Origin of the sequence: Micromonospora sp. NPDC049374, assembly GCF_040677165.1 — a bacterium.
In the GTDB taxonomy this organism is placed as follows: Bacteria; Actinomycetota; Actinomycetes; order Mycobacteriales; family Micromonosporaceae; genus Micromonospora.
Window position 1 is genome coordinate 75,933 of the sequence record NZ_JBFAQH010000019.1, and the last position, 26,595, is coordinate 102,527.

General features: G+C 69.5%; 24 protein-coding genes. 9 read left to right on the plus strand and 15 right to left on the minus strand.

The window, feature by feature from the left end; translation table 11 throughout:
• Positions 1–3: 3 nt before the first annotated feature.
• Positions 4–906: a serine hydrolase gene (locus tag AB0J93_RS26090; RefSeq protein ID WP_363924953.1), complete on the plus strand. Its 903-nt coding sequence runs from the start codon at positions 4–6 to the stop codon at positions 904–906.
• On the opposite strand, the gene AB0J93_RS26095 is transcribed toward AB0J93_RS26090, so the two are convergent.
• Complete coding sequence (locus tag AB0J93_RS26095) at positions 860–1,672, minus strand: tyrosine-protein phosphatase (protein ID WP_363924954.1); 813 nt, start codon at positions 1,670–1,672, stop codon at positions 860–862. The genes AB0J93_RS26090 and AB0J93_RS26095 overlap by 47 nt on opposite strands.
• A gap of 205 nt (positions 1,673–1,877) precedes the next feature.
• On the opposite strand from AB0J93_RS26095, the gene AB0J93_RS26100 reads away from it, so the two are divergent.
• On the plus strand, positions 1,878–2,864 hold the full coding sequence (locus AB0J93_RS26100; RefSeq protein ID WP_363924955.1) for an NlpC/P60 family protein: 987 nt from the start codon (positions 1,878–1,880) through the stop codon (positions 2,862–2,864).
• Here the strand turns inward: AB0J93_RS26100 and AB0J93_RS26105 are convergent.
• Entirely contained in the window at positions 2,815–3,813 is a 999-nt protein-coding gene (locus tag AB0J93_RS26105) for a TerC family protein (RefSeq protein WP_363924956.1), read from the minus strand. The two genes, AB0J93_RS26100 and AB0J93_RS26105, sit on opposite strands and share 50 nt — an antisense overlap.
• Positions 3,814–4,006: 193 nt before the next feature.
• On the opposite strand from AB0J93_RS26105, the gene AB0J93_RS26110 reads away from it, so the two are divergent.
• Complete coding sequence (locus AB0J93_RS26110) at positions 4,007–4,300, plus strand: antibiotic biosynthesis monooxygenase (protein ID WP_363924957.1); 294 nt, start codon at positions 4,007–4,009, stop codon at positions 4,298–4,300.
• Between the two features lie 167 nt (positions 4,301–4,467).
• Here AB0J93_RS26110 and AB0J93_RS26115 read toward each other — a convergent pair whose 3' ends face one another.
• Both AB0J93_RS26115 and uvrB read right to left on the minus strand, forming a co-directional pair.
• Positions 4,468–5,322, minus strand: coding sequence for a helix-turn-helix transcriptional regulator (locus tag AB0J93_RS26115; protein WP_363924958.1), 855 nt, complete (start codon positions 5,320–5,322; stop codon positions 4,468–4,470).
• 110 nt (positions 5,323–5,432) lie between these two features.
• Positions 5,433–7,541, minus strand: a complete 2,109-nt coding sequence (uvrB, locus tag AB0J93_RS26120) for an excinuclease ABC subunit UvrB (protein WP_363924959.1) — start codon at positions 7,539–7,541, stop codon at positions 5,433–5,435.
• 407 nt (positions 7,542–7,948) lie between these two features.
• On the opposite strand from uvrB, the gene AB0J93_RS26125 reads away from it, so the two are divergent.
• On the plus strand, positions 7,949–9,688 hold the full coding sequence (locus tag AB0J93_RS26125) for a hypothetical protein (RefSeq protein ID WP_363924960.1): 1,740 nt from the start codon (positions 7,949–7,951) through the stop codon (positions 9,686–9,688).
• A gap of 49 nt (positions 9,689–9,737) precedes the next feature.
• Here the strand turns inward: AB0J93_RS26125 and coaE are convergent, their stop codons facing one another.
• Both coaE and rpsA read right to left on the minus strand, forming a co-directional pair.
• Entirely contained in the window at positions 9,738–10,919 is a 1,182-nt protein-coding gene (coaE, locus tag AB0J93_RS26130; RefSeq protein WP_363924961.1) for a dephospho-CoA kinase, read from the minus strand.
• Positions 10,920–11,175: 256 nt separating this feature from the next.
• On the minus strand, positions 11,176–12,669 hold the full coding sequence (gene rpsA, locus AB0J93_RS26135; RefSeq protein ID WP_363924962.1) for a 30S ribosomal protein S1: 1,494 nt from the start codon (positions 12,667–12,669) through the stop codon (positions 11,176–11,178).
• Between the two features lie 327 nt (positions 12,670–12,996).
• Between rpsA and AB0J93_RS26140 the strand changes: the two genes are divergently transcribed.
• The 4 genes from AB0J93_RS26140 (at position 12,997) to AB0J93_RS26155 (ending at position 14,772) form a co-directional block, all read left to right on the plus strand.
• Entirely contained in the window at positions 12,997–13,803 is an 807-nt protein-coding gene (locus AB0J93_RS26140; RefSeq protein ID WP_363924963.1) for a class I SAM-dependent methyltransferase, read from the plus strand.
• A 153-nt stretch (positions 13,804–13,956) separates the two neighbouring features.
• Entirely contained in the window at positions 13,957–14,100 is a 144-nt protein-coding gene (locus AB0J93_RS26145) for a hypothetical protein (RefSeq protein WP_363924964.1), read from the plus strand.
• 35 nt (positions 14,101–14,135) lie between these two features.
• Entirely contained in the window at positions 14,136–14,354 is a 219-nt protein-coding gene (locus AB0J93_RS26150) for a DUF2945 domain-containing protein (protein ID WP_363924965.1), read from the plus strand.
• Entirely contained in the window at positions 14,341–14,772 is a 432-nt protein-coding gene (locus AB0J93_RS26155; protein ID WP_363924966.1) for a DUF3140 domain-containing protein, read from the plus strand. Before AB0J93_RS26150 ends, AB0J93_RS26155 begins: the two co-directional genes overlap by 14 nt.
• 223 nt (positions 14,773–14,995) lie before the next feature.
• Here the strand turns inward: AB0J93_RS26155 and polA are convergent, their stop codons facing one another.
• A complete protein-coding gene (polA, locus tag AB0J93_RS26160; protein WP_363924967.1) occupies positions 14,996–17,695 on the minus strand; it encodes a DNA polymerase I in 2,700 nt (899 codons plus the stop codon).
• A 459-nt stretch (positions 17,696–18,154) separates the two neighbouring features.
• Here polA and AB0J93_RS26165 point away from each other — a divergent pair, with 459 nt between their 5' ends.
• The gene (locus AB0J93_RS26165; RefSeq protein WP_363924995.1) at positions 18,155–18,538 is read left to right on the plus strand and encodes a peptidase inhibitor family I36 protein; all 384 of its coding nucleotides are present in this window, start codon (positions 18,155–18,157) and stop codon (positions 18,536–18,538) included.
• Positions 18,539–18,890: 352 nt separating this feature from the next.
• Here AB0J93_RS26165 and AB0J93_RS26170 read toward each other — a convergent pair whose 3' ends face one another.
• From AB0J93_RS26170 to AB0J93_RS26205, 8 genes are all read right to left on the minus strand, one after another.
• On the minus strand, positions 18,891–19,700 hold the full coding sequence (locus AB0J93_RS26170) for an amino acid ABC transporter ATP-binding protein (RefSeq protein ID WP_363924968.1): 810 nt from the start codon (positions 19,698–19,700) through the stop codon (positions 18,891–18,893).
• Positions 19,697–20,677: an amino acid ABC transporter permease gene (locus AB0J93_RS26175; protein ID WP_363924969.1), complete on the minus strand. Its 981-nt coding sequence runs from the start codon at positions 20,675–20,677 to the stop codon at positions 19,697–19,699. The genes AB0J93_RS26170 and AB0J93_RS26175 overlap by 4 nt, the downstream gene beginning before the upstream one ends.
• Position 20,678: 1 nt before the next feature.
• On the minus strand, positions 20,679–21,593 hold the full coding sequence (locus AB0J93_RS26180; protein WP_363924970.1) for an ABC transporter substrate-binding protein: 915 nt from the start codon (positions 21,591–21,593) through the stop codon (positions 20,679–20,681).
• 34 nt (positions 21,594–21,627) lie between these two features.
• Positions 21,628–22,344: an ABC transporter ATP-binding protein gene (locus AB0J93_RS26185; RefSeq protein ID WP_363924971.1), complete on the minus strand. Its 717-nt coding sequence runs from the start codon at positions 22,342–22,344 to the stop codon at positions 21,628–21,630.
• Positions 22,328–23,125, minus strand: coding sequence for an ABC transporter ATP-binding protein (locus AB0J93_RS26190; RefSeq protein ID WP_363924996.1), 798 nt, complete (start codon positions 23,123–23,125; stop codon positions 22,328–22,330). Before AB0J93_RS26190 ends, AB0J93_RS26185 begins: the two co-directional genes overlap by 17 nt.
• Before the next feature lie 46 nt (positions 23,126–23,171).
• On the minus strand, positions 23,172–24,281 hold the full coding sequence (locus AB0J93_RS26195) for a branched-chain amino acid ABC transporter permease (protein WP_363924972.1): 1,110 nt from the start codon (positions 24,279–24,281) through the stop codon (positions 23,172–23,174).
• Positions 24,278–25,231 carry a branched-chain amino acid ABC transporter permease gene (locus tag AB0J93_RS26200; RefSeq protein WP_363924973.1) on the minus strand — a complete coding sequence of 318 codons (954 nt, stop codon included), beginning with the start codon at positions 25,229–25,231 and terminating at the stop codon, positions 24,278–24,280. Before AB0J93_RS26200 ends, AB0J93_RS26195 begins: the two co-directional genes overlap by 4 nt.
• A 101-nt stretch (positions 25,232–25,332) precedes the next feature.
• The gene (locus AB0J93_RS26205) at positions 25,333–26,496 is read right to left on the minus strand and encodes a branched-chain amino acid ABC transporter substrate-binding protein (protein WP_363924974.1); all 1,164 of its coding nucleotides are present in this window, start codon (positions 26,494–26,496) and stop codon (positions 25,333–25,335) included.
• Between the last annotated feature and the right edge of the window lie 99 nt (positions 26,497–26,595).

Sequence of the window (26,595 nt, forward strand, 5' to 3'; positions counted from 1 at the left end):
TCGATGGCCGCAGCCGACCTCCACGCGCGGCTGGACCGGGAGCCCGGCACGATCTCGGTGTACGCGGGGCCCCTCGGTGCCCCGCCCACCTGGACCCGGCACGCCGAGGCCACCCACTACGCGGCGAGCACGATGAAACTGGCCGTGCTCGCCGCGCTGCACCGCGCCGCCGAGGCCGGCCGCCTCGACCCGGACGCCCCGATCGAGGTCGTCAACCGGTTCACCTCCGCCCGGCCGGACGCCCCGCCGTACTCCTGCCGCCGCGCGTACGACAACGACGAGGCCGTGTGGGACCGCCTGGACGGGCGGGCGTCGCTGCGCTGGCTCGCCGAACGGATGATCGTCCGCTCCAGCAACCTCGCCACCAACCTGGTCATCGAACACGTCGGACTACCCGCGGTGGCCGAGGTCTGGCGGCTGGCCGGCGCCCGGCACAGCGTCACCGGGCGCGGCATCGAGGACTTCGCCGCCCGTACGGCCCAGATCACCAATGTGGTCACCGCCGCCGACCTGGCCGCGCTGCTCGGCGCCGTCGCCACCGGCGCCACCCGCCCCGGCCCGATCGCCTCACCGGCCGGCTGCGCCGCCATGCTGGACGTGCTCTGCGCCCAGCAGATCCGCCAGGACATCGCCGAAGGGCTGCCCGCCGGCATCCGACTCGCCCACAAGAACGGCTGGGTACGCGGCGTACGACACGGCGCGGCGGTGGTCTATCCCGCCGACGCCGCGCCCTACCTGCTCGTCGTCTGCACCACCGTCGGCGACGACCAGACCGACGCCCGGGCCGACGTCGACGCCAACCAGTTGGTGGCCGACATCTCCCGCGCCGTGTGGCAGGCCCGCCACGACCTCAGCACGCTCAGTCCAACAGGTTCGCCCGCAGCGCCGCCACCGTCTCCTCGGTGATCCCCAGGCCGTCGCGCAGGTACGTCCCGAACGACCCGTGCACCTGCCGCACCTGGGCGTACGCGGCGTCGAGGTACTCCGGGCGGACCTCCAGCACCGGCCGGACCGCCGTCTCGTCGAGCCCCGGGTGGCGCTGCCGCATCGCCTCGACGAGCACCTCGCGCAGGCTCTCCGTAAGCGGGTTGTGGGCCAGGTAGTCGGCTCGGATCGCGGCCTCGTCCACTCCGAGGGCGTGCAGCAGCACCACGGTCAGCCAACCGGTGCGGTCCTTGCCCGCCGAGCAGTGGTAGACCAACGGGAGATTACGTTCCTCGGCCGCCAACCGGACCGCCGCGCTGAACCCCTCCCGAGCCGAGGCTCCGGTGACGAACCAGCGGTAGATCGCCGCCATCGCCGCCGGTGTCCCCTGCCGCGCCAGCTCCGCGTACTCGCTCAGGTCGTGGCCGAGCAGCACCGCCGAGACGTACGTGAAGACCGGATGCGCCGGGTCGTGCACCGGCAGGTGCACCACGGTCGGCTCGCCGGTCAGCCGGTCCGGCGGCGCCACCGACACCTCGGACTGGGCTCGAAGATCCACCACACAGGCCGGTTCGAGCTTCGCCAACACCGGCAGGTCCTCGTCGGTCAACCGACCCAACGCCGGCGTACGGATCAGTCGTCCGGGTCGTACCCGCCGGCCGCCGACGCCGATCAGGCCACCGAGGTCCCGCGCGTTGGGTGCGCCGACGAGTGTCCAGCCCGATCCGCTCGCTCGCTCACTGATCATGTCGCCCCCTCGCATACAGGGTGCCGTACCCGATGATCGTCGCGACAGGCACCCACCGCGCGATCGCGGCGGCGGGTGCAACCCGCCGCGCCCCGCCCCGGTCTCGGCGCCACCGGAACGGTCGCCGTAAAAATCCAGACTGACGAATTGATGGGCAGGGCGGTTCGCCCTATGGTCCGAGCAACGGGGGTGCGACCGACCGGGGGTGATCGTGCAGCAGGGCACCGAGGCGGTGGTCCGAGTCGCCGTCGCCGCCCTGTGGAGTTCCCCCGACGCGGTCCGGCCGGTGGACGCCCCGGCGCTCGGCTCACCCGCCGACGTCGGGGCGTGGGTCGCCGGTCTGGCCGCCGCTCGGCAGGTCGGTGACGCGGTCCTCAGTCAACTGCTGCTCGGCGAGCGGGTGCTGGTGACCGAGGTCCGGCCGGACGGCTGGGCGCACGTGGTTGCGGTCGACCAGCCCTCGGCCCGACTCGACGCGCGTGGCTACCCGGGCTGGCTGCCGGTCGCGCAGCTGACCTCGGCCGCCACGGATGCCGACGCCATGGCGCGGGTGGTCGTCGACGTCGCCGTCACCGCCCTGCACACCACTGCCGGTGGCCCGGTCGCCGTACCGGGAGTCGTCCTCGGCACCCGGCTCGCCGGAGCCGGTGACCCGGTCGACGGGTGGCAGCCGGTCCATGCCCCCGGGCAACCCGGGCCGCTGTGGTTGCCGGCGGCTCACGTGGTCGCTACCCCGACCGCACCTCCCACGGCCGAACAGGTGCTGGCCGTGGCGACCCGGCTGCTCGATGTCGACTACCTCTGGGGCGGCCTGTCCGCGTACGGCATCGACTGTTCCGGGCTGGTGCACCTGGTCTGGCGCCGGCTCGGTGTGCTGGTCCCCCGCGACGCCAGCGACCAGGCCACCGCGGCCCGGCGGCTGGAGTTGGGGGCCGAGCGGGTCGGCGACCTGTACAGCTTCGCCCGGCCTGGTCAGCGGATCCACCACATCGGCATCGTCACCGCCGCTCGACCCCGGCGCGAGGAGCGGCGCATGCTGCACGCCTGCTACCGGCACCGGCGGGTGCTGGAAGAGCGGCTCTCCGTCGAGCGCAACGCCACCCTGCTCGGTGCCCACCGACTCGAAGCCGACCCGGTGCGGCTCAACGACGGGACGCGGTCAGCTCGCGTCGCCGGTCCCGCGAGGACCTGACCAGGCTCGCCGCCGTGGCCACCGCCAGGGTGCCCAGGATGATCAGCAGCGACAGCCAGATCGGAATGTGCGGCGCCCAGCCGACGTGTTCGCCGCCGTTGATGAATGACAGATTGTTCTCCGCCAGTGCCTCCAGGATCAGCTTGACCCCGATGAAGCCGAGCACCACCGCGAGCCCGTGGCTCAGGTAGATCAACCGGTCGAGCAGCCCACCGAGCAGGAAGTAGAGCTGCCGCAGCCCCATCAGCGCGAACACGTTGGCGGTGAAGACGAGGTACGGCTCCTGGGTGATCCCGAAGATCGCCGGAATCGAGTCGAGAGCGAAGATCAGATCGGTGGTACCGATAGCGATCATAACGATCAGCATCGGCGTGAACATCTGTCGGCCGTTCTCCCGCACGGTCAGCCGGGCACCGTCGTAGCCCCGCGAGATGGGCAGCGCCCGTCGGCTCCAGCGGATGAGGACGTTCTCGGTGAACTCCTCCTCGCTCGACTCACCCTGCCGGGCCAGGTTGATCGCGGTGTAGATCAGGAACGCCCCGAAGATGTAGAAGACCCAGGTGAACTGCGAGATCAGGGCCGCGCCCGCGGCGATGAAACCACCCCGCATGACGAGCGCGAGAACGATGCCGACGAGCAGCACCTTCTGCTGGTACTGCCGGGGCACCGCGAAGCGGGCCATGATGATCACGAAGACGAAGAGGTTGTCCACCGAGAGGCTGTACTCGGTCAGCCAGCCGGTGTAGAACTGCCCCGCCACGCTCGCTCCGGCGGCGAGCCAGAGCCCGCCGCCGAACAGCAGGGCCAACCCGACGTAGAAGGCGACCCAGAGGCTCGACTCCCGCACGCTCGGCTCGTGCGGGCGGCGCCCGATGATGAGCAGGTCCACCACGAGGACCGTGGTCAGGGCCGCGAGTGTCGCCGCCCACACCAGTCCGGACACGTTCACAGTCTCATTCCTCCGGCCGCCACTCAGCAACCGGCACACGGTACGCCTTCCGGGGCGTGACGGCCGCCCCACCCTCTCTGGGCATCCTAGGAGGATGGGTTACCGGGATGAGCGATGGGCCGGTGCGGGCGGCAGCGGACGGAAGAACCAACCGGCCGGCACGGGTCCGGCAGCGATGTGGCAGGCTGCCGGCATGGTCCTTGAGGTTGCGCTCATCGATGTCATCCCCGGCCACGAGGAGGCGTTCGCCGCCGCGTACGCCCAGGGGCACCCGTTGCTCGCCGGCACGCCCGGCTGCCGCTCGGTCCGCATGACCCGGGGCCTGGAGTCGCCCTCCCGCTTCGTGCTGCTGGTCGAGTGGGACACGGTCGAGGCGCACGAGCAGAACTTCCGGGCCACGGAGCGTTTCGTCGGGTGGCGGGAGTTGATCGGCCCGCACTTCGCCACGCCGCCGCGGGTCGAGCATTTCGTCGACGTACCCGCCTGACCGACACCGGATCACCACGCACCGAACCGAGAAAGTGTCAGACCGTCCACCTATCGTGCGTCTCGCGTCGGTGCCGGCCCCGACGGCTTCGGGGGCGCCGGGTCCGGTGCCGACGCGACAACCGTGGGCGAGCCTGCCGGCCCCTGACGGACGGCAGGTTCAGTCCGTCACCCGTCGAGCCGGCGGGCCAGCAGCCGCACCGTCTCATCCTCCGGCAACGCCGTCTCCAGCAGGCAGTCGGTCATCCGTTCGTACCGGTCGACGTCGGTCGCGGTGGTCAGCCGCACATCCGTGGTCAGCGCCTCAAGCATCACCGTGCGCGGGTCCGCCGGGTCCGGGAAGGAGTAACAGGAGAACGGGGTCAGCGGCAGCGGGCGCCGGCCCGCACCCACCTGCAGCAGCCGGATCGTCACATGCGGCAGGGCGGCCAGTTCGAGCAGGTGCCCCACCTGCGCGCGCCACACCTCCACCGGGTCGTCCCCCGGTTCGCAGGCCAACTCGGTGACCAACGCCGTGTAGCGGGGCGGTTCGACCCGGCGCAGCACCGCCTGCCGGGCGGCCCGGGCCCGCAGGTCGGCCTCCACGTCCACCGTCGGGTCGAGGAGCTGACCGGCGACGATGCGCAGCCGGGCGTACGCCGGGGTCTGTAGCAGACCGGGCACGATCGCCGGCTGGTACTCCACGATGCCCGCCGCCCCGGCTTCGAGTTCGGCGTACGTACGCTGCCGCTCACCCATCTCACCCAGCGACTTCCACCAGCCCCGGCTGGTCGCCGCGTCCCGGGCGATGACGATCAGGGCGTCGCGCTGCAGCGACGGCACCTCGTAGACGTCGAGCAGATCGAGCACGTCGGCCAGGTCGGGACGGCTCTGCCCCAGCTCGATGCGGGACAGCTTGGAGGTGGACGCCCAACCGAGTCGCTCACACACCTGTTCCAGCGTCAGCGCCTCCCGTCGGCGTAGCTGACGCAACTCGGCGCCCAGTCGCGCACGTCGAATGACCGGACTCGTTGGCAACGGCATCCCTGCCTCCCCACCGAGGGAGAGTACGCACGGCGATCACTTAGCGCAATAGGACGCTCGCATTCCGCTATTCTCCCACCGTAGGAAGTGGATGGTCCGTCCGGCGGCACCTACCGCACGCCGGCGGCGTCCATCCCCCGCAACTCCTTCTTCAGGTCGGCGACCTCGTCGCGGATCCGGGCGGCCAACTCGAACTGCAACTCGCGTGCGGCCGCCAGCATCTGGTCGTTCAGCTCCTGGATGAGCTGCGCCAACTCGGCCCGCGCCATGCCCTCGCGGGCCGGGGTGGCCGCGCCGCCCCGAGCCCGGCTGCGGGTCTCCTTGACCGGCGCCTTGCCGCGCGACAGCTGCCGCACCGCACCGCCGACCCGCGTCGCCTCGGTGTCCTCCGCCTCACGGTAGATGTCGTCGAGAATGTCGTGGATCTTCTTGCGCAGCGGCTCCGGGCTGATGCCGTGCGCCTCGTTGTGGGCGATCTGCTTGGCCCGCCGCCGGTTCGTCTCCTCGATCGCGTCCGCCATCGACGGGGTGACCTTGTCGGCGTACATGTGCACCTGGCCGGAGACGTTACGGGCCGCCCGACCGATGGTCTGGATCAACGACCGGCCGCTGCGCAGGAAACCTTCCTTGTCCGCGTCCAGGATCGCCACCAGCGACACCTCGGGCAGGTCGAGGCCCTCGCGCAGCAGGTTGATGCCGACCAGCACGTCGTAGTCACCACGACGCAACTCGCGCAGCAGCTCCACCCGGCGCAGCGTGTCGACCTCGGAGTGCAGGTAACGCACCCGGATGCCGTTCTCCAGGAGATAGTCGGACAGATCCTCGGCCATCTTCTTGGTCAGCGTGGTGACCAGCACCCGCTCGTCGCGCTCGGTACGCAGCTTGATCTCGTGCATCAGGTCGTCGATCTGGCCCTTCGTGGGCTTGACGACCACCTCCGGGTCGACCAGGCCCGTCGGGCGGATCACCTGCTCCACGAACTCGCCCTGCGCGTGCTCCAACTCCCACGGGCCGGGGGTCGCCGACAGGAAGACCATCTGGCCGACCCGCTCCAGGAACTCGTCGAACCGCAGCGGCCGGTTGTCGGCGGCGCTGGGCAACCGGAACCCGTGGTCGATGAGCATCCGCTTGCGCGACGCGTCCCCCTCGTACATGCCGCCGATCTGGGGAATCGTCACGTGCGACTCGTCGACGACGGTGAGGAAGTCGTCGGGGAAATAGTCCAGCAGGCAGTGCGGCGGGCTGCCGGGCAGCCGGCCGTCGATGTGCATCGAGTAGTTCTCGATGCCCGAGCAGAAGCCCACCTGCCGCATCATCTCGATGTCGTACGTGGTGCGCATCCGCAGCCGCTGCGCCTCCAGCAGCTTGCCCTGCCCTTCCAACTCGGCCAGCCGCTCGCCCAACTCCGTCTCGATGTCCCGGACCGCCCGTTCCATCCGCTCCGGGCCGGCCGCGTAGTGCGTCGCCGGAAAGATCAGCAGATGGTCCACCTCACGCACCACGTCACCGGTCAACGGGTTGAGGTAGTAGAGCTTCTCCACCTCGTCACCGAAGAGCTCGATGCGCACGGCGAGTTCCTCGTACGCCGGAATGATCTCCAGCGTGTCGCCGCGGACCCGGAAGGTGCCGCGCTGGAAGGCCATGTCGTTGCGGGTGTACTGGATGTCGACCAGGCGGCGCAGCAGTTGGTCCCGGTCCAGTTCCTGGCCGACGGCCACCCGCACCGCGCGGTCGAGGTATTCCTCGGGAGTGCCCAGCCCGTAGATCGCCGAGACGGTCGCGACCACCACCACGTCGCGCCGGGTGAGCAGCGACATCGTCGCCGAGTGCCGCAGCCGCTCGACCTCCTCGTTGATCGAGGAGTCCTTCTCGATGTACGTGTCGGTCTGCGGGATGTACGCCTCGGGCTGGTAGTAGTCGTAGTACGAGACGAAGTACTCCACCGCGTTGTCCGGCAGCAGCTCGCTGAACTCCTTCGCCAGCTGGGCGCAGAGCGTCTTGTTGGGCGCCAGCACCAGCGTGGGACGTTGCAGCCGCTCGACCAGCCAGGCGGTCGTGGCGCTCTTGCCGGTGCCGGTCGCGCCGAGCAGCACCGTGTGCCGGTCGCCGCGACGGACCCGCCGCTCCAGATCGTCGATCGCCGCCGGCTGGTCACCGGCCGGCTGAAAATCACTGATGACCTGGAAACGGCCGTCGAGCCGGGGTATGTCGAGCGCCATGACGTCAACGGTACGCCGGGGCACCGACAGCAAACCCCCTTCCAGCCCTGGCCGCCCGACGGATCGCCAGGTCGGTGCCGGTGGGCGCGCTGTTCGGACTCGGTGCGGCAGGCGGGACGCGTAGGCGGACCCCGCCCGGTACCGGGCGACTACGTGCGGCACCTGATCGGCTTCGATATTCGCATTGTGTGGTTCTTCTCACCCGGCTACGCTTTTCCTGTAGGCCGCTCGCGGCGGCCGACCGGGCCGGTGGCGGGCCGCACAGGCCACGCCGCCCCCGGCACCGAGGGTCGCAGCACCCGGCATGCCTGGCGTGCGCACCGGACGTGGTCGCGCGGATCGCGCTGACCGGCCGCCGCGAGCGCCCCTGCTCGTCACCCCGGCGTCTCCGAGCCGTTCATCCTCCTGTGGAGAACAGCTCACAACCGCCGTCCGACAACCGCCGCCGCGCACGCGACGACCTGCGCACCGATCCGAGCCGCCCCGACGGCCCGGCGAGCGGCGACAGCCCGGCCGGCGCCACCCGCACCGGCTCGGCACAGTCACCGACGGGCCGGAACGACCCGGCCGCCACCAGCCACGCCGGGCCGACGGGTCACGCCCGTACGCACAGCCGCCGGCACCGCGCGGTCAACCGCCGCCACCGCGCCGGCATCGCGCCACCCGCGGTCCTCGACCTGGGGGGCACCGAGACGGCCGGCCGGCCACCGCAGTCACGGCCGGGCATCCGCCGGGCCGTGGTCCCCGGCGGGCTGCTCGACCTGGCCGCCGGGAACCGCGCCGAGGAGGAGGATCTGGCCGGGGCCGGCACCGGGGCCGGCGACACGCGGCGCGCGGCCAACCGCCGGCGCCGTCTCACCCTCGCCGGGCTGGGCCTCACCGCGGCGCTGTCCGCCGTGACGCTGGTGGCCACGCTGGTCAACTGGGCGCCGGACGGGCCGCCGCCACGGGACCTGACGACGGCTGAACGGGAACGTCTGGCCGTCATGCGGGTGACCAACTATCGCGAGCTGCGCGCCGGGTTGCATGTCACCGCCGGCGACGGTGCCGCCCGCACCGACCTGCTCGGCTGGGTCGACTGGGCCCGGGGGCTGACCTATCTCGACGTCGGTGGCCCGGGCGCGGGCGCGTCGCGCGGTCTGGCCCAGGCCACTCCCACCGTGTTGGTGATCAGACCCGACCCGACGGCGGTACCGACGCCGGCCATGCCGCCGCTGGTGCCCCCGGCCGACGGATGGCGGCTGCCCGCCGACCGGGGGCTCGATCCGCTGCTCGGCCTGATCTTCGCGCTCGCCGCCGACCGACCCGAACCCGTGGACCGCTGGGTCGGCCGCTGGGTGGGCCGGGAACATCTCAACGGTGAGCCGGTCGACGTGCTGGAGGCGTCGACGTCGGCGAGCCACGTACCCGCCGGCGCCCCGGTCCGCTACTGGCTGGACCCGGCCGGCCGGCTGCACCGGGTCCAGGCCGACCTCGCCGGAATCGGACCGGTCACGGTGGCCGTGAACCGGGCCGACCGACCGACGTTACGACCGGTCGAGGCGCTCGGCGGTCGACCCGGCCTGCCCCGCGCCCTGACCGCCGCCGAGCGGGACCGCTGGCGTCGGCTGCCGGCCCGCCTGCGCACCGCCGGCGGAGCGACGGCCACCCTGACCATGCCCGTCTCCGCCGCCACCAACCTGCGCGGCAGCGGCTGGCTGAGCTGGGCGTCGGGCAGCGCGTACCTCGGCGTCACCGACCTCGACGCGGACGGTCGACGCACCCTGGTCCGCCACCACGGTCGCAAGGTCACCCGGATCGACGGTGCCAGCGAGTCGGCGGGTCCGCCGCTGCCGCCACCGGCCGCCGGTTGGCGGGCGGGACCGCATCGCGCACAAGCTCTCGACCCGCTGGTGGCCGCCGCGCTACGGGCCGCACAGCGCAGCGGCGTCCAGGGCAACGCGCAACGGGTACGCGGCGACAGCCTCGCCGGCGCCACGGTCGACGTGGTGCAGGTCGACACCGCCCGAGGGCCGCTGCGCTACTGGGTAGATCGGTCCGGGCTGCTGCGCCGGCTGGAACTGCCGACGCGGGCAGGTGCCTGGGCGCAGCTCGACCTGGTTCCAGGCCGGGTGCCACGGCTGACGCCGCCGCCGCAGAAGCGCTGACCAAGCTGCCTGGTGTCCACCCCACGCCGCACCGACGGACCATGCCGCCTCAGGGACGCCATCCGGTGCGCACGGCCCACTCCTCCGCCCGGAGGTGTTCCTCGTCGAACCACGGGTCCTTCGCCGTGGCGTACGCGCCGCTGTCCGGCGCGGACGCGGCCAGTTCCCGCTTGAGCAGCAGGTACGCGGACCGCTGGTCGGGATCGGCCCGCAGGTGATCGCGCATCAGCAGGGCGTACCGCCAGCCCGGCGAACCGGTCACCCGCACGTGCAGGTGGACCGGGCGCGCCGGGTCCGCGCTGCCGTGCAGCCGCTTCGCCCACCGACCGCCGCCGGCCGGTCGGGGACTGTCCCACCACTCGCCCGGCAACCGCGGGAAACCGGCGTCGGCCAGCCGCTCGGCCAACACACCGTCGGCATCGGCGAGGGAGGGCACGCTGAGCTGGATGTCGATGACGTCCTTGGCGGCCAGGCCGGCGACGGCGGTCGAACCGATGTGGTCGATCCGCAGGTCGGCCGGGGCGATGGCGTGCCGGATCCGGTCCGCCAGCCGGGCGTACTGTCTCGGCCAGGTCGGGTCGGGATCGGCCAGCCTGACCTGGTGCAGTCGCACCGCCCGCCGATGTCGCACGTTGGTCTCGAAGGGCACCAGCCGGTCGCCCCAGAGCGCGTCGACCGTCGCGTGCAGTTCGTCGAGGGTGCCCTCGTTTGTCAGCAGCACGTCGGCCACCGCCGCGCGGCGGGCGTCGTCGGCCTGGGCGGCGATCCGGCGCTGCGCCTCCGCCCGGCTCATCCCCCGGTCGCGGGCCAGCCGCGCCAACCGGATGTGCACCGCCGTCTGCACCACGACCACCAGGTGGTACGTCGGCGCCAGCCCCACCTCGGCCAGCAATGGGACATCGTTGACCACCACGGCGTCCGGCGCGGCGGCGGCGGTCAGTTCGACGGTACGGGCCCGGACCCGGCCGTGGATGATCGCCTCCAGTCGGCGTCGAGCCGGCTCGTCGGCGAAGACCAGATCAGCCAGGGCGGCCCGGTCCAGCGCCCCGTCGGCGTCCAGCACCCGGTCGGAGAAGGCGCCGACGACCTCGGCGAGACCCTCGGTGCCGGGTGCCACAACCTCCCGGGCGAGCTGATCGGCGTCGATGACCACCGCGCCCCGCTCGACCAGCCGTCCTGCCACCGCGCTCTTGCCCGAACCGATCCCGCCGGTCAACCCCACCCTCAGCACGGCACCCAGTCAACCCGATCTTCGCCGGCGTGCCAACCGGCCGGTGCGGTGTCCGGGACCGTCGACGGTGCGCGGCAGGGTGCGGACGGCGACCCGGCGGGGCGGAGTCGGATCTGGTGACCGGCGCCGGCCCGGCTACGGCGCGGGCCCCGCCGCGACCCGGTGGTCCGGGTCGGGACGGGGCCCGTCGTCGTCAACCGACAGATCCAGGTCGCGGCGCGGCGTCAGACGCGCCGCGACTGGACGTGCCGCAGATTCACTTGCCGCCGGCGAGCTTCTCCCGCAGTGCGGCGAGCGCCTCGTCGGTGGCCAGCGTGCCCGCCGGCTCCTCGGCCTGCCGGCTCGGGGCCGCGCTGGTCGAGGTGGTGGTGCCACCGGCCGTGGGGGCCGGCTGCGGGTTGGCAGCGGCCTCGGCCTCGGCGGCCCGGGAGGTCTGCACCTGCTTCTGGTGCGCCTCCCAGCGCTGCCGCGCCTCGGCGTACTGGTTCTCCCAGGTCTCGCGCTGCTTGTCGTACCCCTCGAGCCACTCGCCCGTCTCCGGGTCGAAGCCCTCCGGGTAGATGTAGTTGCCCTCGGTGTCGTAGGTCGCGGCCATGCCGTAGAGGGTCGGGTCGAAGTGCTCCTCGCCCTCGACGAAGCCCTCGTTGGCCTGCTTGAGCGACAGCGAGATCCGGCGACGCTCCAGGTCGATGTCGATGACCTTGACCATGACCTCGGAGCCGACCTGGACGACCTGCTCGGGGATCTCCACGTGACGCTCGGCCAGCTCGGAGATGTGGACCAGGCCCTCGATGCCGTCGTCCACCCGGACGAAGGCACCGAACGGCACCAGCTTGGTGACCTTGCCCGGCACGATCTGCTGGATGGCGTGGGTGCGGGCGAACTGACGCCACGGGTCTTCCTGGGTCGCCTTCAGCGACAGCGAGACCCGCTCGCGGTCCAGGTCGACGTCCAGAACCTCGACCTCGACCTCCTGGCCCACCTCGACGACCTCGGACGGGTGGTCGATGTGCTTCCAGGACAGCTCGGAGACGTGCACCAGGCCGTCCACGCCGCCCAGGTCGACGAAGGCGCCGAAGTTGACGATCGAGGAGACGACGCCCTTGCGGACCTGCCCCTTCTGGAGCTTGTTGAGGAACTCGGTGCGCACCTCGGACTGCGTCTGCTCCAGCCAGGCACGGCGGGACAGCACCACGTTGTTGCGGTTCTTGTCCAGCTCGATGATCTTGGCTTCGAGCTCGCGGCCGACGTACGGCTGCAGGTCGCGCACGCGGCGCATCTCGACCAAAGAGGCCGGCAGGAAGCCGCGCAGCCCGATGTCGAGGATGAGGCCACCCTTGACCACCTCGATGACGGAACCGCGGACGACGCCGTCCTCGTCCTTGATCTTCTCGATCGTGCCCCAGGCCCGCTCGTACTGCGCCCGCTTCTTGGAGAGGATCAGCCGGCCCTCCTTGTCCTCCTTCTGGAGGACAAGGGCCTCGATGTGGTCGCCCACCGAGACGACCTCAGCCGGGTCCACGTCGTGCTTGATCGACAACTCCCGAGAGGGGATGACACCCTCGGTCTTGTAGCCGATGTCGAGCAGGACCTCGTCCCGATCGACCTTGACGACGGTGCCTTCGACAATGTCGCCGTCGTTGAAGTACTTGATGGTCTCGTCGATCGCGGCGAGGAAAGCCTCCTCTGAGCCGAGATCGTCGACGGTGACCTTGGTGGCGCTCGAGGGGGCCTCGATGCTGCTCGTCATGTGGGCGGTTGCTCCGGTCGGATGGTGTGTCACAGCAGGCTGGTGTCGCGGTGACCTGTGCGCGCCAACGGATCCGTCGGCGGGCCCACCTGGATATCGCTGAACGAGATCTTGATGTGACTCCGTCGACCGCGCACCTGCTCCCTGCCGAGGCACACGATCCGCGAGCGCATCGTCTACCCTACCTGCTGCATTACCACAGCGTGCAAGCCCTCCCGTCTACTCATCGGCTCACCAGCCGCGAAAGCGGAGATTTCGGCCAGACACGCCGCGGCGTGCGCCAGGGCCGCCGCCGGCCACCGCATGGTGAGGGCCTAGCGTGGCCTGGTGGGTGACGACAACCGGGTGACCCGGCGCCGGGTCGGTGACGCCGAGGCGCGCACCGCCAACCGGCGCTGGTGGGACGCCGACGCCGACGCGTACCAGGCCGAACACGGCAGCTTTCTGGGTGACGTGGACTTCGTCTGGTGCCCGGAGGGACTGCGCGAGGCGGACGCCCGGCTGCTCGGCGACGTGACCGGACGGCAGGTGCTGGAGGTCGGCTGCGGTGCCGCGTCCTGCGCCCGCTGGCTGGCCACCCAGGGGGCCCGGCCGGTCGCGGTGGACCTGTCCGCCGGCATGTTGCGGCACGCGGCGCAGGCCAGCGCCCGCAGCGGGGTACGCGTGCCGCTGGCGCAGGCCGACGCGCTCGCGTTGCCCTTCGCCGACGAGACGTTCGACATCGCCTGCACGGCGTTCGGCGCGGTCCCGTTCGTCGAGGACTCCGCGGCGCTGATGCGCCAGGTGCACCGGGTGCTGCGTCCCGGCGGCCGGTGGGTCTTCTCGGTCACCCACCCGATGCGCTGGATCTTCCTGGACGATCCCGGTGAGGGCGGGTTGACCGCCGTGCACTCGTACTTCGACACCCGGCCGTACGTGGAGCTCGACGAACACGGCCGGGCCAGCTACGTCGAGCAGCACCGCACCCTCGGCGACCGGGTACGCGAACTGGTCGACGCCGGATTCCGGCTGCTGGACCTGGTGGAACCGGAGTGGCCGGAGGGGCACGAGGGGATCTGGGGGCAGTGGAGCCCGTTGCGCGGCCGACTCTTCCCCGGCACCGCCATCTTCGTCACCGAGAAACCGACCGGCTGAGCCGGCCGACTTGTCCGTCCGGGCTGAGCCGACCGGCTGTGCGGTCCGGGCTGAGCCGACCGGCTGTGCGGTCCGGCGGCGGACCGGACGGCGAGTGCGACGCCGTACGCCGCCGCCGGCATCCCCTTCTACTGGCGCATCGAGCAGGACCCGGTGCACGTGTACGCGTACCGCCTCGGCGACCGGATCGGGCCGGGCGGCGAGCGACAGTACGAACTCGTCGCCGACAGCGCGGAGCTGATCGAGCTGACCGAACCTTTCGAGGTCAAACTCCCGATCGCCGAGGTCACCCCCTAGTCGTTTCCCGCGGGCGACCCCGGGTAACCCGCGGCATGGCCGACGAGGAGTTCCGCAAGGGCGACCACGTCTCCTGGGCCAGCCACAGCGGCCGGGCCCACGGTGTGGTCAAGGAGAAGCTGACCGAACGGACCCACGTACGCGGGCACGCCGTCAACGCCTCACCGGAGCAGCCGCAGTACCGCATCCGCAACGACGACTCGGGTCGGGATGTGGCCCACCGCCCGGAGGTGCTGCGCCGTGAGCAATCGTGACGACCCGGACCAGACTTACCGGGAGTTCACCGAGGCGGTGAACATGAAGCCCGGCGAGTTGTCCAAGTGGCTGGACACCGACGAGTCCAAGCACGTCGGCTGGCGGAGGAAGGGCAGCGGCGGTGGTGAGACGGTCGGCCACGAGTCCGGACGTAAGATCATCGACTTGCTGCGCCGCAAGCGCGGCCAGCTCACCGAGGCCGACTACAAGCACATGCGCAAGGTCGTCGGTTACGTCCGACGGCACATGGCGCAGCGTCCCAGCGGCGACGTGCGCGACACCCGGTGGCGGTACTCGCTGATGAACTGGGGTCACGACCCGGTCAAGGCCCCGTTGCCACCGCCCGGCGGCCCCTCCCGCAAGGCCCTCGACCGGCACGGCACCCCGCCCAAGTCCCGCCGAGGCCCCGGCCGCTGAGATCCGCCTTCACCGCCGCACCAGCAGACCAGCAGGCGACAACTTCGGCGAAGTTGCTGTGTCAGCCGGCCCGCGAGGCAGCAACTTCCCCGAAACTGCGTGGCATCAGCGCACGGTTCGTCCGTGACCACGTCAGGGTTTCGGGGCAGCCCGACCCGCGCAGGGATCAAGCCTGACCGCCCGGAGCGGGTCGGGCTGCCCCGAAACCCCCCAAGGAAACGGGTCAGTGGTCGGCGCTGTTCCAGTCGCGGCCGTCGCCCACCGACACCTCCAGCGGCACCGACAGCGGGTACGCCCCACCCATCTCGCGTCGAACCAACTCCTCCAGCACCGTCCGTTCTCCTGGTGCCACCTCGAAGACCAGCTCGTCGTGCACCTGCAACAGCATCCGGGAGCGCAGGCCGGCGTCGCGCAACGCGGTGTCGACGTGCAGCATGGCGACCTTGATGATGTCCGCCGCGGAGCCCTGGATCGGGGCGTTGAGCGCCATCCGCTCGGCCATCTCCCGCCGCTGCCGGTTGTCACTGACCAGGTCGGGCAGATAACGCCGGCGGCCGAGGATGGTAGAGGTGTAGCCGTCCTGGCGGGCCCGGGCAACCACCTCCTGCAGGTAGTCCCGTACCCCGCCGAATCCGGCGAAGTAGTTCTCCATCAACCCGCGCGCCTCCTCGGCGCTGATGCCGAGCTGCTGGGACAGGCCGAATGCGCTGAGCCCGTACGCCAGGCCGTAGTTCATCGCCTTGATCTTGCGCCGCTGGTCCGGGGTGACCTCGGCCAGCGGCACGGTGAAGACCGACGAGGCCGTCGCGGCGTGGAAGTCGGCGCCGGAGTTGAACGCCTGGATCAGCGCGTCGTCGGCCGACAGGTGTGCCATGATCCGCATCTCGATCTGGCTGTAGTCGGCGGTGAGCAGGCACTCGAAGCCCTCTCCCACCACGAAGGCACGGCGGATCCGTCGCCCCTCCTCGGTGCGGATGGGGATGTTCTGCAGGTTGGGCTCGGTGGAGGAGAGCCGACCGGTGGCGGCCACCGTCTGGTTGAACGTGGTGTGGATGCGCCCGTCGTCGGAGACCGACTTGAGCAGACCGTCCACCGTCGACTTGAGCTTGGCCACGTCGCGGTGTCGCAGCAGGTGGGCCAGCACCGGGTGCGGGTTCTGCGCGTAGAGCCACTGCAAGGCGTCCGCGTCGGTGGTGTAACCCGTCTTGATCCGCTTGGTCTTGGGCAGGTTCAGCTCGCCGAAGAGGATCTCCTGCAGCTGCTTGGGTGAGCCGAGGTTGAACTCCCGCCCCACCGCCTCGTACGCGCCCTGCGCGGCGGCCTTCACCTCGGCGGCGAAGTGCGCCTCCAGCTCCGTCAGGTAGTCGGTGTCGGCGGCGATGCCGGTGCGCTCCAACTGCGCCAGCACCCGCATCAGTGGCAGCTCCACCCCGGCCATCAGCCGGGCCGACTGCTCCCCGTCGCGGGACAGCTCCGCGTCGATCGCGTCGGCCAGATCGAGGGTGGCCCGGGCGTGCAGCATGAGGTTCTGCTCGGCCTCACTGTCGCCACCGAGCCCGTCGAGGGTCAGCTGGCCGGTTTCCGGGGCGTCGACCCGCAGCTCCCGGTGCAGGTAGCGCAGCGCCAGGTCGGTCAGGTCGTAGGAGCGCTGATCGGGGCGGGCCAGGTACGCGGCGATCTGGGTGTCACGTGCGATGCCGGCCAGCGCCCAGCCGTGCGCGGCGAAGGCGAGCACGGCCGGCTTGCTGTCGTGCAGCACCTTCGGCCGGGTCTCGTCGGCCAGCCACGTCGCCAGCGCCGCCTCGTCGCCGGCCTCCAGCTGGCCCGGGTCGAACCAGGCCGCCGCGCCGTCGGCGGTGGCCAGCGCCATGCCGGTGACGGAGGCGGTGTGCCGGCGGTTCGGGCCGGTGTCGAGCTTGACCGCGACGCCGACGCCGGTGCCGGCCGGCGCGTGCGTCTCCAACCAGCCCACCAGCGCCCCGGGCGCGGTCAGCACCTCACCGACCAGGTCGAAGCCCGACTCCGCCTCCGGCTCGACCGCCTCCAGGTACTGGTAGAGGCGGTCGCGCAGGATGCGGAACTGAAGGGTGTCGAAGACCTGGTGCACCGCCTCGCGGTCCCACCCCTGCCAGCGGGTGTCCTCGGGACGCAGCGGCAACTCCAGGTCGGCGACCAGACAGTTGATCTCGTAGTTGCGGATCACGTCGGCGAGTCGTTCCCGGAGACTGTCGCCCGCCTTGCCCTTGATCTCGTCGGCGCGGGCGATGACGCCCTCCACCCCGCCGTACGTGTTGATCCACTTCGCGGCGGTCTTCGGACCGACGCCGGGAATGCCGGGCAGGTTGTCGCTGGTCTCACCGACCAGGGCGGCCAGGTCGCGGTAGCGGCCGGGGGGCACGCCGTACTTCGCCTCGATCGCCGCCGGATCCATCCGCGCCAGGTCGGAGACGCCCTTACGCGGGTAGAGCACGGTGATCTGCTCGTCGACCAGCTGGAAGGCGTCCCGGTCGCCGGTGCAGATCAGCACCGGCATGCCCTGGTCGCGGGCCTGGCAAGCCAGGGTGGCGATGACGTCGTCAGCCTCGTAGCCCTCCTTCTCCACCACCGGGACGCGCAGCGCCGCCAGGACCTCCTTCACCAGGCTGACCTGGCCCTTGAAGTCGGTCGGGGTCTCGCTGCGGCCCGCCTTGTACTCCGCGTACTTCTCGGTGCGGAAGGACCGGCGGGACACGTCGAAGGTGACGATGATGTGGGTCGGCTGCTCGTCACGCAACACGTTGATCAACATCGAGGTGAAGCCGTAGACCGCGTTTGTCGGCTGCCCGGTCGTGGTGGAGAAGTTTTCCACCGGCAGGGCGAAGAACGCCCGGTAGGCCAGGGAGTGTCCGTCGACAAGGAGCAGGCGCGGGGTCGTAGCTGTCACGGCTGCGACTCTAGTCCGTACCGCCGACAAGGACCCGGCACGTTCCTGCGCCAGTCAACAGCATTGTTCCCTTGACGCACTCAACATCCAGCCGCTCGCAACGCTGCCATCGACATCCTCCGCACCGTTCGGCATCAGTAACGGCGATGCCACCTGGCACCGAGCCCGCGACGGCGCCCGCCCGCTCGCGCTACTCAGCATCGCCTGTCGACCTTGCCGTCCATCCACACGACCTCACCCTCACCGCGACCAGCAACTACCCACCCACACAGTTAATCTGCGCCGCTCTACGGAGGCCACGCGAACTGCGTCGATCACCTGAAATGCATGATCAAGCAACCCGTCCCGGCAGCTTGTTTCTTGACTCATAATGATTGATCTGGAAGTATCAGTGCATCGATACACTTCCACCAGGGCCACAGTTCGTACGCCTGACCCATGCAGCAGACGGGGGTTTCCATGGGTAGACTCAAAAAGTCCCTCAGCATTCTCAGTCTTGCGGTTGTCCTTGTTGTCGGTGCGCCACCTGCCGCCGCCCAAGCAGCCGCCTGGGATTGCCCGAGCGGTTATCTGTGCGTTTGGGATGGCCTGAGTGGAACCGGAGGGCGATGCTCATGGCTAAACGCCGACAACGATTGGTACAGCTCCCCTAACGTCTGCTCCTGGGCGAGGAACTACCCCGTTCGCTCAGTCTACAACCGGGGAACCAGCACTGCTTATGACGCTGTCATCTTGTACGGCGACGCCAATTACCAAACCGGCGAGTTCGTAATTGCACAGGGCGAAAAAAGAAGCGGCCTGATAAACGGCTATCTACGGTCGCACAAATGGCGACTGAAGTAGCATGAGCAGAACCAGTTGATCTTCTTCACCGTGCCGCCACGCTATCTGTGGCGGCACGGTGGCGCTTCCGTGCAGGTACCGCACGAATCAGAGGCGGAAACACCCGTGGCGCTCCGCTGGTCCGGCACACCTTGCCTGGCCTTTCCGGCATAAGTGTCCGGGACACGCACACTGCTGGGATCTCAACAAGAGTCCGGTGCTGGCCGAGCAGCGCCTGAGGTCCCACCTCAGGCGCTGCCGGAATTCGACTCGCCCAGGCGAGTCAGGAACTGATTCACACCTAATAAACCACGCCGGGCCATTCCACCACCGGCGACAACTGAAGTGTGGGGCGTCCAGCTACGACCGGGCGTCAGAGAACCTTCGTGAGGAAGGCCCTCGTCCGCTCGTGCTTCGGGTCGGCGATCACCTCACGCGGGTTGCCCTGCTCGACCACCACGCCGTCGTCCATGAAGACCAAGGTGTCACCGACCTCCCGGGCAAAGCCGATCTCGTGAGTGACCACGATCATCGTCATACCGTCGCGGGCCAGATCCTTCATCACGTCCAGCACTTCGCCGACCAGTTCCGGGTCGAGCGCGCTGGTCGGCTCGTCGAAGAGCATCAGCTTCGGCCGCATGGCCAGCGCCCGGGCGATCGCCACCCGCTGCTGCTGCCCGCCGGAGAGCTGGTTCGGGTAGTTACCCAGCTTGTCACCGAGCCCGACGCGCTCCAGCAGGGCCACCGCCCGATCCCGCGCCTCGCCCCGCTTCTCCCGACGAACCAGCAGCGGCGCCTCGGTGACGTTGTCCAGGGCGGTCTTGTGCGGAAAGAGGTTGAACCGCTGGAACACCATGCCGATGGCGCGGCGCTGGGCGGCGACCTCCTTCTCCCGCATCTCGTGTAACTTGCCGCCGCGCTCCCGGTAGCCGATCAGCTCGCCGTCCACCCAGATCCGACCGGCGTTGATCTTCTCCAGGTGGTTGATGCAGCGCAGGAACGTCGACTTGCCCGAGCCGGAGGGCCCCAGCAGACAGCACACCTCACCGGCACGCACCTGAAGATCGATGCCCTTGAGCACCTCGACCGGCCCGAACGACTTGTGCACCTGCTCGGCCCGGACCATCGGTCCCGACTCCGCGGCCGGCAGGCCGTGTTGGGCGGACCCACTCATCTGCGTCATACGCCCCCGCCCCCTCCGGTGACGCCACCGCCGCCGGTCGTCATGCCCCGCAGCCGGGCCTTCGCCTGGCCGGCCCGACCGGTGCCCTTGGCGAAGTGCCGTTCCAGGTAGTGCTGCCCGACCAGCAGCACGCTTGTCAACAGCAGATACCAGATGGTCGCCGCGACCAACATCGGGAAGACCTGGAAGGTGCGGCTACCGACCGCCCTGATCTGGAAGAACAGCTCGGCGGAGACCGGCACGAAGGCCACCAGCGAGGTGTCCTTGAGCATGGCGATCGTCTCGTTGCCGGTCGGCGGGACGATCACCCGCATGGCCTGCGGCAACACGATGCGGCGCAGGATCTGGGTGCGGGTCATGCCCAGTGCCTGGGCGGCCTCCGTCTGCCCTTCGTCCACCGACTGGATGCCGGCTCGGATGATCTCCGCCATGTACGCGGCCTCGGAGAGCCCCAGCGCCAGCATGCCGGCGACGAAGCCGGTGAGGATGTCCGTCGCCGAGAAGCCGAACAGCCGTGCCTCGAAGTCCTGCACCCCGAACAACGCGCCGATCTGCCGGTCGAAGGGCAGCCCGAACTCGACCCGGGCCCACAGGATGCCCAGGTTGCCGAAGAGGATCGCCAGCACCAACCGCGGCACCGCGCGGAAGAACCAGGTGTACGCCCAGGCGACGCCACGCAGGATCGGGTTCTCCGACAGCCGCATGATCGCGATGACGACGCCCAGCACGACACCGATCAGCATGGCGGTCACGAGCAGCGCGATGCTTCCCCGCACTCCGGCCATGATCGGCGGCCGGAACATCTCGTTCACCATGAACGACCAGTTGAACGCCTGGTTCGTCACCAACAGGTGCACGAACATGGCGACCAGCACCCCGATCACGGCGACGGCGACCCACCGCCCGGGATGCCGCACGGGCACGGCCTGGATGGGATCCGGCCGTGCCCGCTCGGGTGTGTCGGTGTCGACAGACATGTCAGCCGACGCGGTTCAGTTCCGAGGTGGTGATCGATCCGCCCTCGACACCCCACTTCTTCAGCGCCGACTCGTAACTGCCGTCAGCGATGACCGCCTGCACCGCCTCCTGCAGCACCTCAGCGAACGCGGTCTGGTCCTTCTTCACCGCGTACCCGTAGGGTGCCGACTCGTAGATGTCGCCGAGCACCTCCAGTTGGCCGTTGCTCTGCTGCACCGCGTAGGCGCCGACCGGCGAGTCGGCCAGCATGGCGTCGTTCTTGCCGCTGACCACGGCGGCCGTCGCGTCGCTCTGCGCCTGGTACTGGTCGATGGTGATCTCCGGCTGACCGGCATCGGTGCACTTCTTCGACCGGGCCTCGATGTCGTCGAGCTGCACGGTGCCGACCTGCACGGCGATCTTCTTGCCGCAGGCGTTGTCCGGGTCCACCTGAGCCGGGTTGCCGGCCTTGGTGGCCCACTGGGTGCCGGCCGAGAAATAGCTCACCATGTTGACGCTCTTCAACCGCTCCGGGTTGATGGTGAACGACGAGACGCCAACCTCGTACTTGCCGGAGGCCACGCCTGGCAGGATCGCGTCGAACGGCGCCGACTCGTACTCCGCCTTCAGGCCGAGCTTCTGCGCAACGGCGTTGAACAGCTCGACGTCGAAGCCGATCACGGTCGAACCATCGGTGTCGAGGAACTCCGCCGGGGCGTAGGTCGCATCGGTACCCACCTTGATCACGCCGTCGGCCTTGATCGTGTCAGGCACCTTGCCAGCGAGATCCGCGTCCGGCGCGGCGGTCACCGTCGGACCCGCGCCCGGCTGATCGGCACTGTCCTGCTCGCCGCAGGCGGCCATCGAGACGGTGAGCAGTGCGGCGCCAGCCACACCGAGCAGAGCTCGGTGTGGGACGTTCAATTTGAACAACATGTCGAACTCCTTGCAAGAGAGGGGTAGCGGACGGTCAGGCCACGCCGAGGTAGGCCTCCTTGACCGCCGGGTCGTGCAGCAGCTCCGTGCCGGTGCCCTCCTTGACGATCCGGCCGGTCTCCAGCACGTACGCCCGATGCGCCCGCGCCAACGCCTGCTGGGCGTTCTGCTCCACGAGCAGGACCGTGGTGCCCTGCTCGTTGATCTCGGTGATGATGCTGAAGATCTGCTGAATCAGCATCGGTGCCAGCCCCATCGACGGCTCGTCGAGCAGCAGCAGCTTGGGTCGGCTCATCATCGCCCGGCCGACGGCCAGCATCTGCTGCTCACCGCCGGAGAGCGTCCCACCGATCTGCTTGCGTCGCTCCGCCAGCCGGGGGAACAGCTCCAGCACCCGGGTGAGGTCCTTGGCCACCTCACCCCGATCCCGCCGGGTGTACGCGCCCATGTCCAGGTTCTCCAGCACCGTCATGCCGGGGAAGATCCCCCGACCCTCAGGTGCCTGGCAGAGTCCACGGCGCACCCGCAGGTCGGCCCGGAGCTTGGTGATGTCCTCACCGGCGAACCGGATGCTGCCCGAGGCCACTGGACGGATGCCGGAGATGGCCCGCATGGTGGTCGACTTGCCGGCACCATTGGCCCCGATCAGGGCCACGATCTCGCCCTCGTTGACGGTCAGGCTGATGCCGTGTAGCGCCTTGATCCGCCCGTAGAGCAGACTGACGTCATCGATCTCAAGCAACGTCGTCATCCGGCACCCCCAGGTAGGCCGCGATCACCCGGTGGTCCTCCCGCACCTCGGCGGGGAGCCCTTCAGCGATCTTCTTCCCGAACTCCAGCACCACGATCCGGTCGGTGACCCCCATCACCAGACGCATGTCGTGCTCGATGAGCAGCACGGTCACGCCCTGGTCTCGGATCTTGCGGATGAGCTGGAGCAGCTCTTCCTTCTCGGCCGGGTTGAAGCCGGCAGCCGGCTCGTCCAGGCAGAGCAGCACCGGATCGGTGGCCAACGCCCGGGCGATCTCCAGCCGGCGCTGTTCGCCATAGGAGAGGTTGCGGGCGGCATCGTGCATCCGGTGTGGGATACCGACGAAATCCAGCAGCCGCTGTGCCTTCTCCAGCCCGTCGCGCTCCTCACGTTGATGCCGGGGCAGGCGGAACAGCGCGGAGAGGACGCTGGTCTTGTGATGAGCGTCCGCGCCCACCTGGATGTTCTCCAGCGCGGTCATCTCCGGGAACAGGCGGATGTTCTGGAACGTCCGCGCCATGCCCATCTTGGTGATGTGGTGCTTCTTCTTGCCGGTGATCCGCTCGCCGCGGAACCGGATCTCCCCCTCGGACGGCTGGTAGATGCCGGTCATCGCGTTGAAGCAGGTGGTCTTACCGGCACCGTTGGGGCCGATCAGCCCGAGGATCTCACCCTTGTAGAGGGTGAAGTCCACGTCGTTGAGGGCCACCACGCCGCCGAAGCGCAGCGTCACGTGATCGACCTCCAGCAGCGGCTCCCGGCCAGCGGAGGTGGATTCCACCGCCGGTGCGCCGGCCTGCTCCGGAACGGTCGGCTTCTGCGCGGTCTCACCCACCGACGGTCACCTCCTTGCGACGATCCTTGAACTCCGCCGCTCGTCGTCGGTTCGGTATCAAGCCCTGCGGCCGGAAGATCATCATGATCACCAGCACCAGGCCGAAGAACATGAATCGGTACTCATACAGCTCGATGCCGAAGAATTCGATGCCGCGGAACCGCTCGATCATGTATGCAACCAGGCCGCCGCCGACGATCGCGCCGACGATGTTGCCCGAGCCGCCGAGGATGACCGCGGCCAGAATGATGATCGAGTTGAGCAGTTCCAGGTTCTGCGAGCTGACGAAGTTCTGCTTGCCCGCGAAGAGCGCCCCGGCCAATCCGCCGATGAACGCGCCCGAGGCGAACGCCCAGAGCTTGAACTTGAACGTCGGCACGCCCATCAGCTGCGCCGCGTCCTCGTCCTCCCGGATCGAGATCCAGGCCCGGCCCACCCGGCTGCGGTTGAGGTTCCGCACGCCGAGGACCACCAGGATGATCAGCGTGAGGACCAGCCAGTAGTACGGCCGTGGGTCCAACACACCGAAGATCGGCTTGCCGTCGGAGTAGCTGCCCGGAGGGTGCGGGATCTGGTTGAAGCCCCGCTGCCCCTTGAGGAACTCGGAGCTGGTCGCCGCGACCCGGATCATCTCGGCGAAGCCGAGCGTCACGATAGCCAGGTAGTCACCGCGCAACCGCAGCGTCGGCGTACCCAGCATCACGCCGGAGACCATGGTGAGCACGAGCGCCAACGGCAGGGCCAGCAGCCACGGCCACAGCGTCTTGAGGTCGCTGCTCGGCGACGTCAGAACCGCCACGGTGTACGCACCCACCGCGAAGAAGCCGAAGTAGCCCAGGTCGAGCAGGCCGGCGAAGCCGACCACAATGTTCAACCCGACCGCCAGCAACACGTAGATCGAGATGGTGAATAGCACCTGCCCGAAGTTCGACCCGGTGGTCGGAATCGGCCCGAGCCACTGGTAGAACTCCCGGTTCGGCAGGGCGTAGAAGAAGACGATCACCGCCGCGATGACGGCCCACCGCATCCAACGCGGCGCGTCGTGCCACCGCTCGGATACCGCATGGCGGCCCGAATCGATCCATTCCCTCACGCTTGTCATGCGCGGGCCCTCCCCAACGATTCGCCGAGCAGACCGGTCGGCCGGAACATCAGCAGCACGACCAGGACCACGAAGGCGACCAGGTCCTTCCAGTTCGCGCCGAACAGAGCCGAGGCGTAGTTCTCGACCAGGCCGAGCAGCAGCCCGCCGATCAGCGCACCGCGCAGGTTGCCGATGCCGCCGAGGACCGCTGCGGTGAACGCCTTCAACCCGAGCAGGAACCCGACGCTGTAGGTCAGCGTGCCGATCCGGACGTCGTAGAGCATCCCGGCGACGCCGGCCATCACACCACCGATGATGAAGACCACCAGGATGATCCGGTCCTTGTTGATGCCCATCAACGCGGCCGTGTTCTGGTCCTGAGCAACCGCGCGGATGCCCCGGCCTACTCGGCTGCGGTTGATGAACAGGTCCAGCGCGACCATCATCGCCAGCGCCGAGGCGATGACCAGCACCTGCACCACGGTCACTTCCGTACCGAACACCTCGAACAGCACGATGTCGGACCGGACAACGGTGGGCGCACCGACCGGGAGCCGACGGGTGTAGATACCGAACGCCTCGGCGATCGCGATCGAAGCGCCGATCGCGGTGATCAGAAAGGCCAGCGGCGGGGCGTTGCGCTTACGCAACGGCCGGTACGCCACGCGTTCGATCACCGTCGCGGTACCGGCCGAGGCGACCGCCGCGATCAGGGCACCGACCAGCAGGTACAGCATGATCGATCCGAAGCCGCTGACGACCGTGTCCCGATCCAGACCGAGTGCGGCCCAGCCCCAGATGGCGGCGAAGGCACCGGCGATGAAAACCTCGGAGTGGGCGAAGTTGATGAGTCTCAGCACGCCGTAGACCAGCGTGTAACCCAGCGCGACAAGGGCATAGATGGCGCCCACTGTCAGCCCGGTTATCGTATATCCCCCGAAATCGGAGAACAGGGTGTTGAAGTCCAAGGAAGGGCACTCCGTACAGGAAGAGGAGACAGTGAGGGTGCGGCCGGAAGGGCTCCAGACCGCACCCCGCAATCACCGCGGAACCGTTTACCGGACCCGGGTCAGGAGAGCTTGATCTCCTGGTCCGGCACGACCTTGCCGCCCTCGACCTTGTACGCCCAGACCTTCACCTGGGCGGGGTCGAGCTCGCCGGTCTCGGTGAACTTGTAGCTCGCCGCCACGCCGTCGCCGGTGTAGCCCTTCACGAACTCCAGCAGGGACTCCCGGCTGGTCTTACCGTCCTTGATGCCCGCCAGCAGGATGTTCGCCGCGTCGTAGGCGGTGTCGCTGTAGGTACCGGGCTCCGAGCCGTTGAGGGCCTTGTAGTCCTCGACGAAGCTACCCCGAGCCTCGGTGGCCGGCTGGCACGGGCAGGTGAGGATGGTGCCCTCGGCCGCCGCCGCACCGGCACCCTCGATGTAGGCGTTGTCGTTCACACCGTCGCCAGCGACCAGGGTGGCGCTGACGCCGGCAGAGGTCAGCTGCTTACGGATCAGTCCGGCTTCCTGGTAGTAGCCGCCGTAGAAGACCGCCGTCGCACCGGTGGACTTCACCTTGGTGACGGTCGCCGAGAAGTCGTTCTGCTTGCCCTCGCCCTGGACCTTGTCGCTGCCCACGACCGCCGCGCCGAGCACCTTCTTGACCTCGTCGGCCAGGCCGGCACCGTAGGCGGACTGGTCGTCGATCACGTAGACCTTGTCGGACTTGAGCACGTCCTTGATGTACGCGCCCGCCGCCGGGCCCTGGCTCAGGTCGTTTCCGACGGTCCGGAAGAAGGTCTTCCAGCCCTGCTCAGCCAGGCTCGGCCGAGTCGCGGACGGGGTGATGTGCACCAGACCGGCCTCGGAGAACAGTGGGTTGGCGGCCTCGGACTCACCGGAGTAGGCCGGCCCGACGATGCCCAGCAGCTGCGCGTCGTCGATCGCCTGCTGAGCCAGCGCCGGCGCCTGCTCCGGGTTGCCCTGCGAGTCCAGCGGCACGAGGCTCACCTGGCAGTCCGGGTTGGCCTTGTTGTACTGGTCGACGGCGAGCTTGACGCCGTTGTTCTCGTTGATACCCAGCGCCGCGGAGGGGCCGGTCAGCGCGCCGAAGAAGGCAATCTTGCTGCCGCAGCCGTCGCCACTGGCCTCGTTGCTTGCGCTGTCAGACTTGCAGGCGGCCGTGCCGCCGAGGGCGAGCGCGGCGATTGCCACGCCACCGACCAAACGTACGAGCTTCTGCCTCACGGCCCGAACCCTCCTCCATCCCATGGCTCAAACCACCCGCTGCCTATTGGCCCTTGCAGGGGAGGCCGAACCAGACCGTCGTCGCCGGTCTGGGGCCGG